Genomic DNA, 12,738 nt, shown 5'->3' on the forward strand with positions numbered 1-12,738 from the left:
GTCCTCCCGGTCCTGGGGCCGGAGCCCGGCCCGGGCGGCCAGCCGGGCGGCCTTGCCCTTGATGATGGCCGCGACCCGCGGGCACATGCGGTCGTCGGCTCCTTCGTCGGGCGTGTGGGGCACGGAGGCGCTCCTCCGGCCGCGGGGGGACGGCGAACGGGCACGACGGGACCGGGGGGGGCGGGGCGCGGCGAACACCGGGTCGGTGCCCACGTTCGCCTCCGCTCTGCGGCCGGTCGAAAGTCGGGTGGTGGGGTCGTGACTGGGTGGGCGTTAGCCGGTCCGCTCGGCGTGGAGCGGGAGCCCGTGGGCCACGAGGAGCTCGTCGAGGGTCCCAGTGCCGATCGCGTCGAACAGGCGGAACAGGTCGAGGTGGGCCCGCTTGAGGGCCGGGTCGGCGGGGAGCGGGGCCCGGGCGTGGTCGCCGCCGAACTTGTACGTGCGGGTGACGCGGGGGAGGGGGTCGAGGACCGGGTCCCCGGCGACCAGGGCCAGGGCGTGGACCCGCCCGAACCCGACGTCCCGCAGGAGGTCGAGGAACCGGCGGCGGGCGGGGGTGAGGGCGCGGTGCGGGGACGGCTGCTGAGGGGCCATGACTCGGGTGCTCCGTGATCGGCCGGCCCGAACTGGCACCGGCACGAACAGGATGTCACCGCGCGCTGAGACGGCGCTACGGGCGGCGCTGAGAAATCGCTGAGATGGGAAGATTCAGGCGGGCGGGGGCTTGAGCCCGTAGTGGCCCTTCCGGCTCCCGTCGATGAAGTCCTCAGGGAGCCCGAGCGGCCTCAGCTTGCGCCGCAGGTTGGACGCGACGGCCTGGACCGCGTTCTTGGACACCGTCTCGTCGTCCCAGACGTCCTTCCCGATGACCCCGATGGGAAGGTACGTCCCCCGGGACCGCTGGAGCCGCTCGACGAACAGGAACTCGAGCGTGTTGCCGAGGTCGCACGAGTGGCCGTTGTACCTGACCGCGAACTCCTCGCGGACGATGGAGAAGCCGCGGTCCGCGGGGGCCGGCGGTGGGGCGGGGGCCCGCGGGGCAACGGTCCGACCGAGGGCCGCCCCCAGGAGGGAGCGGGCCGGGATCTCTTGCCGGATCAGCGCGTTGGCGTGGGCGGTCGCCGCAGTCCACACGGCCCGCAGCACCCCGTCGGCGTTTCGCCGGCACAGGTCGTGAATCAAGCCGGCGGCACCGTCGGCGTGGTCCCCGAGGTAGGGGATCGCCTCGTACACCTCCGGGTACCGGGCGGCGAGCGCGCGGGGCGTCAGCAACTTCTCAACCTCGCGGGCCGCCCCGACGTAGCGCTCGGCGAACGTCAGGTCCGGCCCGGCCCGCTCGCCGGTGATCGGGTCGGACTCGTACCGGTCCGGGGGATCCTCGTCGTCGGTGAGCCCCGCTGCCAGCACGCTGACCCGGCGCTCGATGCACTGGGAGCACCGGCCGCAGTGCGGCTGCCCCTCGGGCTGGGCCCAGATGTGCCCGCAACTGCACGTGAGTTTGCAGAGGTCGGAGTGGCCCCAGGCCTTCAGGCGCGCGAGCATCTCCGCCTTCGTTGACCGCTGGTAGGGGTTCTGGACCTCGAAGGTCCGGTCGAAGAGGAGCGAGAACAATTCCCCGAAGCGACGGAGGGACTGGGGGTGCGTCGTGCGCGAGGCGCGGGCGCCCACCAGTTCGGGGCTCACGGGCAGGTTCAGGCTCGTGGCCCCGTTCTCGTAGAACCGGATCCGGTCCAGGCCCACCTGCCGGGCCACGACGGCCGCGACCGACGCGAACACGAACGACCGGCTCCGCTGGGTGAACTCCCGGTTCAGTTGCTCCCCCTTGTTCACGGTCACTCCGACGTGGAGCGGCTTGGGCCGCGACTTCGCCACCCGGCGCACGAGCGCCTCGAACAGCTCCTGCTGGCGCGGCCACAACCGGGTCGCGGACCGGTGGCTGACCAGGACCACGCGGTGCTTGTGCCTCAGGACCTCCTCGACGGCCCCGCACAGCGAGTTCAGCCCGCCCGAGAACAGGACCACGTCCCGGAACTCGGTCCCGTCCGGCACGATCCCATCGAACAGGCAGCTCGCCGGCACGGCCGGGTTGGTGGCGGGGACGAACGCGAACTCGTACTCGTCGTCGGTCAGGAAGTTCAGGGCCGAGGTGAGGGCGGCCATCACCGCGGGTTGCTGCCAGCGGTCCGGGCGGCGGACCGGGACGATGAACCGCAGCCGGCGGTGCCACGCGGCCCCGTAATCGACCCCGCTGGTCCCGCCGCGGCCGAGCGACTGGTCCGCGGCGAAGACGTAGGCGGCGACCTCCAACAGGTCCATCGCGAGGTCCGGTACGCTGACGGTCATCGTCCGGGCCAGGTGCTCGACCCGGAGGTGGACGTTCTCGCCCTGGCCGACCTGGAGGACGGTCCGGTCCGCCCGCCGCCACCCCCTGGGAGCGTCGGCCGGGCGGAGGCCCCCGCAGAGCACGAGGTGCGGGTCACTCATGGCGCGCCCCCCCGGCGGGTGAGTTCGGGTGCGAGCTTGTCGCGGAGGCAGTGGAGGCAGAACCCCCGGGCCTGCGCCTCGGTGATGCCCTCCTCGACCCGGTGCCGGTCGTACCACCGGCCCGAGAACACCTTCACGATCAGCGCGGCCTCCTCGCAGTGCGCCCCGAGTTCGCTCAGGAACGCGGTGTGCGCGGCGGCGTCGGCGAACCGCCCGTTCCCGCCGACGTGTTGGGACAGTTCGCGGCTCAGGTGGTACAGGAGGAACCGGCGGACGAAGCGACCGAAGAACTGGTGGGCCAGGTGGGCGAAGCCGGTCCGCGTGGCGAAGTCCCCAACGGCCCGGTGGACCTCCCCGCCCGAGGGGAACAACCCGGCCGCCCGGTCCCCGACGATCTGCGTGACGGCCTCCGCCCCGGCCAGGACCGCCATCTTGGAGAGGTCGGTGTGCGTCCCCCGGTTGGCCTGGTACCAGTTCCGCATCGCGGCCACGAGCGCGGCCGTGAACTCGAACAGCCCGGGGTCGTTCGGGACGAACACACCGAGCCCGGCGAGCCGGTCCGAGAAGCCCTTCTGGTACGTGGCCGCGGCGGACCGGGCGATGAGGAACACGACGTGGGCCACACCGCGGTCCCGCGCGCCCTCGTAGAGTCCGTTCACGGCGGCCCTGGAAGTCGCGCAGGCGACAGCGGCGGCGCTATCGCCCTCGGCGATGTGGGCAACGACCCGTCGCCAGGGTCTGGTGTCGGGAAGGGTCCCGAGCCGGTTGTGTCCCATGGCCTGTGGCCCCTGGGTAGGAAGGAGTCGGATTTGTACCCGCGTTCAGTATGTTGGCAACGTCTTTCCCCTCGCAATGTCGGTGGCTCGAATCTCTCGAACTCACTCGGCGTCGCGGTCCGGCCGCGACGCCAGCTTTCGCCAGAGGGCCCGTTGGGCCTTCCAATCGGGGGTGGCGGCGATGGGCAGCAAGTCGCGGAGGAGCAGGGGGGCCCGACCGGTCTCGACCTTCGCGAGGAACAGGACCGCCTCCTGAATGTCCGGCGCGAGGTGCAGGAGGGACATGATCTGGCTCACCCGGGCCCGCGTGACGTGCCCGAGCCGTGCCAGCGCGGCCTGGTCCGCGACGTCGCGGTCGCGCAACAGGCGATCGAACCGGATGGCCAGGGCCATGAGCCGGGCCACCCGGGGCACCCGCCCTGGCTCGGGCTCGGCCGGCGCGGGCCCGAGCCGCAGTACCTTGCGGGCCCCGCGGCCGGCCCGGTCGAAGTGGACCGTGCCCGCCACCGTCAGCGGCGCGCTGTGCGTGTTCGTGGGGCTCATGCGACGTCCTCCTCATGGGCGTGTTGGGTCAGTTCGCGGGCGAGGGTGGTGACCCCCGCGGGGCGGAAGGTGACCGCGACCGCGCCGGTGCGGCCATCGAACCCGACGGTCTCGACCAGGAGCCCGACCACCCGGGCCTGCTCCCGCGGGGTGAGGGTGCCCCACACCGGGTCGAACGCCGCCAACGCCCGGGTGGCCTGATCCTCGTCGACCAACTGCCCGGCGACCGACTTGATCTGGTCCCGGACCTGTTTGACCCGGCCCTCGACGGTGCCGATCCGCTCGTGCAGTTCGGCCAGCCGCCCGACCACGCCGCCGTTGTCCCCGCCCGGCTTGAGCTGGACCGACAGCCGGGTGGCCTCGCGGTGCCACGCGGATAGGTCCTTCGCGAGCCCGCGCTCCTCGGTCTCGAGCTCGGCGGTCCGCTCGGCGTGGACCGCGCGGGCCTGGTCGAGGACCCCGCGGAGCACCGCCGGGTCGCGGCCCACGGCCCGCACCTGGTCCACCACGAACTGCTCGACCGGCTCCGCGGGCACCGCCTTCGTGGGGCAGGTGGCCCGGCCCTTGTTCTGGGCCGCGACGCACGCGTAGTACCGGTACCGGCGGGCCCCCTTGGTGGTGTGCGTGGGCGACATGGCGCACCCGCACGGGGTACACCTCAGTAGCCCTTTGAGGAGCGACCCGAACGCCCCGCGGACGGGGGCCCCGCCGGTGGCCCCGTTGCGGCGGAGCAGGGCCCCGGTGCGGCTGAAGACCCCGGGGTCGACGATGGCCGGGTGCTCGCCGTCGTGGACCTCGTCCTTGTACCGGACCTTGCCGACGTACACGGGGTTGGTGAGGAGGCGGTACAGGCTCGTGCGGGTGAGCGGCTCCCCGCCACGCTCCGGGCCCCGGCGGGTGGCCCACCGCTTGCCCGCCCACCCGCGGGCCGCGAGTTCCTTCACCACCGGGAGCAGGGCCTGGTGCTCGAGGTACAGGGCGAAGATGGCCCGCACCCGCTCGGCCTCGTCGGTGTTGACCACCAGGCGGTACCCGTTGGGGTCGACGTCGTACCCGAGGACCGGGTGGCCCCCGGCCCACTTGCCCTTGCGGCGGGTGGCGGCGATCTTGTCCCGGGTCCGCTCGGAGATGATCTCCCGCTCGAACTGGGCGAAGCTCAGGAGCACGTTGAGGACCAGGCGGCCCATCGAGGTGCCCGTGTTGAACTGCTGCGTCACCGAGACGAACGACACCTGGCGGTCCTCGAACGTCCGCATCATCTGCGCGAAGTCGAGGAGGCTGCGGGACAGCCGGTCCACCTTGTACACGACGACGCAGTCGACGCGGCCCTCCCCGATGTCGGCCATGAGCCGCCGGAGGGCGGGCCGGTCGGTGTTGCCCCCGGTGAACCCGCCGTCGTCGTACCGGTCGGGGAGCAGGGCCCAGCCCTCGCCGGCCTGGCTCCGCACGTACGCCTCCCCGGCCTCGCGCTGGGCGTCGAGCGAGTTGAACTCCTGCTCGAGGCCCTCCTCCGTGGACTTGCGGGTGTACACCGCGCACCGCACCAATTTCACGGTCGCGCGGGGCTCAGGCCGCTGCGGTTTGGAGATCGATTTGGTCACGCGGCACTGCCCTTCGTGTGGAGCCGGAAGAACAGGAACCCGTTGCAGTGGGACCCGGTGACGGCCTTGGCGACGGCGCTGAGGGACCCGTACACGGTACCGGCGTACTCGAACCCGCGGGCCAGGACCTTCACCTGGACCGTGGCCCCCTTGTAGGCGCGGGTGAGGACCGTGCCCGGGGCCGGGAGCCGCGAATCCGCCTCGGCAGCGGGCTCCTTGGTGCGGGTCCGCTCCGCGGCCGCGGCTGGCTCCGGCGCCCGTGGTGCTGCGGGCGGGTTGAGGCGCAGGTCGGCGTCGCACGCGAGCTCGTTCGCGCGATTCCGCGCCCGGTCGGACAGGTCACCCTCGGCGAGGGCCTGGAGCCGCCACGCGATGCGGCGGACCAGCCACACGCGGTTCCGGGCGTTGGTGGGCTCGCCGAACACCTCGGCGAACCGGCGGGCGAGGACCTTGGGGGTCATCCGCTGGAGCGCGGCGACCTCCTTCGCGACGTTCACTCCCATCGTTGGTCTCCTGGAAATGGGTGGTCTCGGGGCGCGTCAACCGGCGTGGACAGTGACGCTCTTCTCGCCGCGGACCGCAAGGTCGTTCGTGCGGAATTCCGAGGGTTCTGCGGGGCCAGAATTGGCGGCGTACGTGGCCGGCAGCGCGAGGCGGAGCAGACCGGCGGCGAGGAGCCGGGCCAGCTCGCGGAGCCGGTCGTCGGGGGTGAGGGCAGCGGGGTCGGGGTACGGGGTCACGTGGGCACCTCGGGGGTGGGCCCACAGCGACCTTCGCTCGGCGACCGGCGGCTGTCTGGCGGACGACTACGCTCTACCTGTTAACTACACCGAACGCGCAAGAAGTGTCGGGAAGAGTGGCAAGGACAATTGGGGCCTCGCGGCCCCAGTTCACCAGGGAACCTAACGCCCGACCCCGGACAGAGTGAACGCCGCCCAGATCACCGCGGGGTTCTTGCCGCTGGCGTTCACCGGCGCCCGGCCGCCCGCCGGGCCCGCCGCGTCGAAGTTGGCGTCGCCGAGGCCGGGGCCGCGCACGGCCAGGGCCCGGAACTCCTTCGGGTCGGCGCGGTACACCGCCAGTTGGGCCCGCTGGAGCGCGAGCACCGGCGGCAACTTCTCGTCCCACAGCGCGCGGTAGAACTCGCCCATCACGGCCGCCGTGACCGCGTCGGGCACCTTCCACAGCGACGCCACCACGTTCCGCGCCCCGGCGACGTGGAACGCCCGCTGCAGCCCGAACACGCCCTCGCCGCCGGCCACCTCGCCGAGCCCCGTCTCGCACGCCGACAGCACCGCCAGCTCCAGCCCGCTCAGGTCCCGGTCGACCAGCGCCTCGCCCGTGACGATCCCCCGGCCCGGGGTGCCCGGCACGTTCGCGCCGGCGAGCACCAGGCCGCTCATCACCATCGGGCTGTTCGCGGCCCGGCCGATCCGCTCGCCCCGCAGGGACCTGTGGTAGTCCTTCGGGTCGACCTGCAGCACCGAGCGGAACTGGGCGTCGGCGAAGAACCCGTGCGTGGCGATGTGGGCGTACTTCGCCCTCGGCAGGGCGGCCAGCACGGCATCGGCCGACGCGGCCGGTCCGGTGAGGAGTTCGGCGGCGAGCCTGCGGTCGCGCGCCCGCTTGGCGACCTGTTCGGCCTCGACCTTCGCGCCGGGCAGGTCGGGCCAGGTCAGCTTCTTCCTGGTATCGACGAGCGGGTCCCCGCCGCGGGGAGCGACCGCGCCCGACCCCGGCGAAGGCGCTCCGGTGGCGAACGCGACCCCGCCGACGGCGAGCAGGCCCGCGGGGGCGCCGTCGCGGGGGTCCGCCGGCCACAGCATGTCGAGGAGGAACGGGGCGTGGGGAACGGCCGCGACCGCGTAGTCCTCCAGGAGGATCGTGCCGGGCCGGTCGCCGGGGAGGGCGGCCCACGGCACGCGGGTGAGTTCGGCGTCGGGGCACACGTACGCCACCTTGGCCCCCGCCGGCAGGTGCCTGCGGACGGGCTCCCAGACGAGTTCCCGGACCTTGGCGGGGAGCTCAGCGGGAACCGCGTGCGGCGGCGTGGTGATCGCCTCCCGCCACAGCCCCACGGCGCGCTCGATGCCCTCGGCCGCGCCCAGGTCGACCCACGCCACCTTGTCGCGGGCCGCCACGAACGCCGCGTACCGCGGGGTGCTCCGCCTCTTCTGGCCGACCGGCTTGGCGTTGTCGAACTCGAAGTACGTGTACCGGAAGTAGTCGATGAGGACGGCGTCGGGGGGCAGCGCTTTCTGCAACTCGGGAAGTGTGGCCTCGTTCAGCCGCACGGCCCGAGCGACCGCGGGTAGCGCCGCGAGCGTCCTCGTGAGGTCGGCGATGGTGGCGTCGTGGGTCTTTAGGGCCTCCTCGCGCCGGGCGAGCGTGGCGGGGTCCGGCGCGGCGGGGGCCAGGAGCAGTTCGGCGCGCCGGCGACGGGCGTCGGCGAGGGCCGCAACGGCCTTAGCCAGTTCGGGCTTCACAGCCGCGCGAGCCTGCTGCTGGCGCTGCTCGAAGACTCGGGCAACGGCTCCCTTGGAGACCCATAGGGTGGAGTACGCCGGCGTGGGGTCGAAGTGCGCCGCGCGGGCCCCGCGCGCCCGAACGGCTGAGAGAAACCCGTCCCGGGCGAGTGGCTGGGAGGCCGCGAGTGTCAGAGCCTCACCTTCGGATCTGGTTCTCGCGTGGGCGGCCACGAGGTTGCGGTACATCTGAAGCGCGTCCCGGAGCAGCGGCTCGGCGTCGGCCGGCCGGCCCTGGTCCGTGTACACACCCGCCAGGTTGCTCAGGCTGTTCGCCACCTCGGGATGGTCGCCCGGGAACAGCCGCCTCCGCATCGCCAGCGCGTCCCGGAGTAGCGGCTCGGCGTCGCCCAGCCTGCCCTGCGCCTGGTAGAGCGAAGCCGTGTTGTTCAAGCCGCCTGCCACGTCGGGGTGGTCCCCCTTGAACAGACGCCTGGTCATCGCCAGCGCGTCCCGGAGCAGCGGCTCGGCGTCGCCCAGCCTCCCCTGCGCCTGGTACACCGCCGCTACATTGCTCAGCCCACGGGCCACAGCGGGGTGGTCTCCCGCGAACAGGCGTGTGTACACGCCGAGCGCCTCCTTGAACAACGGCTCGGCGTCGGCCACCTTGTCCTGGGCTGTGTATACGTACGCCAGGTTGTTCAGGCTGCCTGCCACGTCGGGGTGGTCGCCCTTGAACAGACGCCTCCGTATCTGCAGCGCGTCCCGGAGCAGCGGCTCCGCGTCCGCCAGCTTGCCCTGGTCTTGGTACACGCCCGCCAGGTTGTTCAGGGCCAGGGCCATCTCGGGGTGGTCCCCCTTTACGAACCGCCCCCACATCTGGAGGGCGTCCTTGAACAGCGGCTCGGCGTCGGTCGGCTTCCCGCGGGCTTGGTACACGCCCGCCAAGTTGCTCATGCCCCGGGCCACCTCGGGGTGGTCCCCCTTAAACAGCCGCCTCCACATCTGCAGGGCATCCCGGGCCAGCGGCTCGGCGTCGGCCAAATTGCCCTGGTCTCGATACACGCCCGCCAGGTTGCTCATGCCCCGGGCTACCTCGGGGTGGTCCCCCCTGAATAGCCGCCTGGTCATCTGCAACGCGTCCTTGAACAGCCGCTCGGCGTCGGCCAGCTTCCCCCGCGCCTGGTACACGCCCGCCAGGTTGCTCAAGCTGATTGCCGTGTCGGGGTTGACCCCATTAAACATCCGCCTCCGCATCTCCAGGGCGTCCTTGAACAGCGGCTCGGCGTCGGCCAGCTTGCCCTGGAACCGGTACACGGACGCGAGGTTACTCTGCAAGTTGGCGACCTCGGGGTGGTCGTCCTTATGGAGCCGCTTGGTCATCTCCAGGGCGTCCTTGAACAGCGGTTCGGCGTCGGCCCACTTGTCTTGCTCCCGGTAGAGGGCCCCCAAGTTGCTCATGCCCCGGGCCACGTCGGGGTGGTCCCCCTTGCACAGACGCCTGGTCATCTGCACCGCGTCCTTGAACAGCGGCTCGGCGTCGGCCAACTTCCCCTGGGTCTGGTACAAGTACGCCAGGTTGTTGAGCCCGTGGGCCACGTAGAGGTGGTCGCCTTTGAACAACCGCTTGGCCATCAGCAGGGCGTCCTTGAACAGCGGCTCGGCTTCGGCCAGCTTCCCCTGATCCTGGTACACGCCCGCCAGGTTGTTCAGGGCCAGTGCCACGTCGGGATGGTCCTCCTTGAACAACCGCTTGGCCATCAGCAGGGCGTCCTTGAACAGCGGCTCGGCGTCGGCCTGCCTCCCCTGGGTCCGGTACACGGACGCGAGGTTGTTCAGGCCCGTGGCCAGGTTCGCGTGGCCATCGGAAAACTCGGTCGTGGGATACAACCGCCGCGCCACTGCCAGCGCGTCTTGAAGCGCCTTTGCCGCGTCGGCATACTTGCCGGCCTCATACGCCCTAAGCCCAGCGCCGTTGAGGTCATTCCACTTGGCTTCGAGTTCCTTGCGATCCGCGGTGGTGAGCTTCTTGGGCGGTTCGTCGGCGCGAACCGAGAGCGTGGCCCAAGCGCCGACGAGACCGCACAGTACCAGCAGTGTCACACGCGTCATGGCGCACCCACTTCCTCTGCCCTCGCGGGCGGTCACTTGGACTCCGGCTTCCCCAGCCGCGCGAAGCTCACCGCACGGGCGAACCCCGCCGCCGCGCCGATCCGCTGCTTGAGAACCGACTGCAGCCCCAGCGGGCCGCCGGTCTCGCCCGGTCCGTCCCCGAAGTCCGGCGCGCGGTCCGGGTCGCCGGCCACCGGCTCGAACCCCTCGAACCACTGGCGGGCCTTCGGGCCCGCGAACCGCAGCGGCCGCAGCCGGTCGAACCAGCCCCGCACCTCCGCCTCGGGCGCCGCCAGCGGCTCGGGCCGCGCGAGCAGCACGAGCGTCTCCATGCCCGCGGCGTCGCCGCTGATCTTGAACCAGTTGCCCCTCGGGTCCTTGAGGTCGAGCCGCCCGTGCTTCTGCTCGCCCGGCGGCCGCGTGCCCCACTGGAAGCCGGTCCACGGGTACATGGGCGTCGCGGCCCCGGTCTCGTCGATCCAGAACAGGTACAGGTACGCCGGCGGGTCGACCTCCGCGACGACCTTGAAGTGGTCGCCGGGGCGGAGCGGCAGCGCCCGCGGGTCGGACAGGGGCACGGGGACCGGCAGTTGATCGAGGTTCTCGCGGATCACCAACAGGTCGATCGACCCGCGGTACTTCGGCGCTGAAACAGGCGAGACCGACGGCGGGGCGAGGGCCGGGGGCGGGTCCGCGGGCGTGGGAGTGGTGGCGTCGTTGCGTCCGGCAGGCCCCAGAAGTACCCGGGCCGCGACCAGCGCGAGGGCCCCCGCAACCCCACCGACCACCCAGGCCCGCCGCTTCCGCGGGGGACCACCGTGGGGCACCGCGGCCCGCGTCGCGAAGGTGACCGTGCCCGGGCGCCCCTCCAACTCCGCGGCGACCGCGGCGGCCGACGCGGGCCGGTCCGCCGGGCTCTTTGCGAGCAGCCGCACGATCAGGTCCGAGAGCGCGGCCGGCACCGCCGGGTTCACCTCGCGCGGCGGCGGGGGGTGGTGCTCGCCGACGGCCCGGAGCGTCGCGGTGAGCGTCGGCCCCCGGAACGGCCGCACCCCCGTGGCCGCGTGGTACAGCGTCGCCCCCAGGCTGAACAGGTCCGCCCGGCCGTCGACGGGCAGCCCGTTGGCCTGCTCCGGGGCGAGGTACCCGGGGGTGCCGAGGACCGACCCAGGGCGGGTCAGGGCGTCGCCCCCGTCGGTGGCCCGGGCCAGCCCGAAGTCGAGGATCAGGACCCGCCCGTCCGGATCCTCGAGCCACAGGTTGGCCGGCTTGACGTCCCGGTGGACCAGCCCGGCGGCGTGGGCCGCCGCCAGCCCCGACGCGGCCTCCCGCCCCACCCGGGCGACGTCGCCCGGGGGGAGCGGCCCTCGGTCCAGGCGGGCGGCGAGCGACTCGCCGGCCAGCAGCGGCATGACGAGGAACGGGGCCCCGTCGCGCTCGCCGACGTGGTAGACGGGGACGATGTGGTCGTGGCGGACCGCGGCGGCCGCCCGGGCCTCGCGGAGGAACCGGTCCCGCGCCCCCGGGTCGGCCGCCAGCTCGGGGCGGATCTCCTTCACGGCGACCCGCCGCCCGAGGGCCGGGTCGTGGGCCTCGAGGACGCGACCCATGCCCCCGCTCCCGAGCTCGCGGACGACGACGTAGGGCCCGAACGCCGGGGTCCGGCCGTCACTGACCGTGCCGCCGGCCGCCGTGCCCTGCTGGTGGGGCGTGGTTTCCGCGGGCGGCGTGGCGCGGGCGGCCTCGATCTGTCGGCGCAACGTGTCGAGGAGCTCGGGGGCGTCCCGGCACAGCTCCTCGGGCGAGACGGGGTCGCCGGCGGCGGACCGGCGCCGCCAGACGGACAGGAGGTCGGCCACGCGCGCGTCGGTCATGGTGTGATCGGTGGGGGTCGGTACCGTCGGCGGTCGTCACGCACGATGGTACGCGAGCGCCGGTCGGAACACCAGACGCCGGGTGGTCGAAGGAGGCGCCCCACGACCCGCGGGGGATGCCGGCCAGACGTCCCCGGGCACGGGCGGCGGACGCCCGGAGCTGTTAACCGGGGTGTCCGTCTCGGGGCCGAGACACTGAGAGTTTTTCGGGGAGACGTTCGGGGTCCGAGTGTAACCCTATGGGTTACACCCGGACCCCGAGTGATCTCCGTCGAACCTGAGACTTTGACGAGCGTCCGCGGGACCGCGAAACCCTTGGAATTCTAGAGGGAAATGGCCACACCCCGGGAGGTTCGCCCCCGGGGTGCTCCGTTAACCCGTCTGTGCCGAAGTTCCGTAACCGGACAGAAAGCTCCCCGAGTAGGACTCGGACCTACAACAAGCCGGTTAACAGGCGTTCAGTATGCCCCTTCGGAATCGTCGGAACCGCCTAGGATTCCCAGTGTTTTAGCACGACCGGCCCGCGTGTCAAGTCGTCGCAGGCGTCTCAAGAAACAGCTTAGATTCGGCGTAGTCGGGCGGGTTGTGGTGTAGTGGTGGTGTAGTCGCCGCGAACCCGTTCCCAACGCCCGCACAGTCCCGGTTGCGTCGAGGGAGGGGGGCGGCCGTTCTGGTGTAGTTCTGGTGTAGTGCCGACCGCCCAGATCCCTGAAGGTTGTGAAAGGCACCTCCGAGGGAAGGAATGGTCAGTGTCCCGCACCCGTGCCCCCGCCCCCCGCACCCGGGCCGGACCACGTGGTCAGCAGCGGTCCGTGGTCCGCAGCGGCTCGCGAAGGCCGGCGGCCCGGTCGCGTTCCCGTTCCGCTCGCGCCGGGGCCGAGGT

At 72.4% G+C, this 12,738-nt stretch carries 9 protein-coding genes; all 9 read right to left on the minus strand.

Going from position 1 to position 12,738, the window contains the following annotated elements; all coding sequences use genetic code 11:
• Positions 1-273 precede the first annotated feature (273 nt).
• Positions 274-594, minus strand: a complete 321-nt coding sequence (locus ACTIGN_RS10715; protein ID WP_439623623.1) for a hypothetical protein — start codon at positions 592-594, stop codon at positions 274-276.
• Positions 595-708: 114 nt separating this feature from the next.
• Positions 709-2,484 carry a hypothetical protein gene (locus tag ACTIGN_RS10720; protein WP_439623625.1) on the minus strand — a complete coding sequence of 592 codons (1,776 nt, stop codon included), beginning with the start codon at positions 2,482-2,484 and terminating at the stop codon, positions 709-711.
• Positions 2,481-3,143, minus strand: a complete 663-nt coding sequence (locus ACTIGN_RS10725; protein ID WP_439623627.1) for a hypothetical protein — start codon at positions 3,141-3,143, stop codon at positions 2,481-2,483. Before ACTIGN_RS10725 ends, ACTIGN_RS10720 begins: the two co-directional genes overlap by 4 nt.
• 219 nt (positions 3,144-3,362) lie before the next feature.
• Positions 3,363-3,803 carry a hypothetical protein gene (locus ACTIGN_RS10730; protein ID WP_439623629.1) on the minus strand — a complete coding sequence of 147 codons (441 nt, stop codon included), beginning with the start codon at positions 3,801-3,803 and terminating at the stop codon, positions 3,363-3,365.
• The gene (locus ACTIGN_RS10735) at positions 3,800-5,335 is read right to left on the minus strand and encodes a recombinase family protein (protein WP_439623631.1); all 1,536 of its coding nucleotides are present in this window, start codon (positions 5,333-5,335) and stop codon (positions 3,800-3,802) included. The genes ACTIGN_RS10730 and ACTIGN_RS10735 overlap by 4 nt, the downstream gene beginning before the upstream one ends.
• Positions 5,336-5,400: 65 nt before the next feature.
• Entirely contained in the window at positions 5,401-5,907 is a 507-nt protein-coding gene (locus tag ACTIGN_RS10740; protein WP_439623633.1) for a DUF2924 domain-containing protein, read from the minus strand.
• Positions 5,908-5,943: 36 nt separating this feature from the next.
• On the minus strand, positions 5,944-6,144 hold the full coding sequence (locus tag ACTIGN_RS10745; RefSeq protein ID WP_439623635.1) for a hypothetical protein: 201 nt from the start codon (positions 6,142-6,144) through the stop codon (positions 5,944-5,946).
• A 162-nt stretch (positions 6,145-6,306) separates the two neighbouring features.
• Positions 6,307-9,981: a tetratricopeptide repeat protein gene (locus ACTIGN_RS10750; protein WP_439623637.1), complete on the minus strand. Its 3,675-nt coding sequence runs from the start codon at positions 9,979-9,981 to the stop codon at positions 6,307-6,309.
• Between the two features lie 32 nt (positions 9,982-10,013).
• On the minus strand, positions 10,014-11,855 hold the full coding sequence (locus ACTIGN_RS10755; protein ID WP_439623639.1) for a protein kinase domain-containing protein: 1,842 nt from the start codon (positions 11,853-11,855) through the stop codon (positions 10,014-10,016).
• Between the last annotated feature and the right edge of the window lie 883 nt (positions 11,856-12,738).

The organism is Gemmata sp., from assembly GCF_051859125.1.
GTDB lineage: Bacteria > Planctomycetota > Planctomycetia > Gemmatales > Gemmataceae > Gemmata.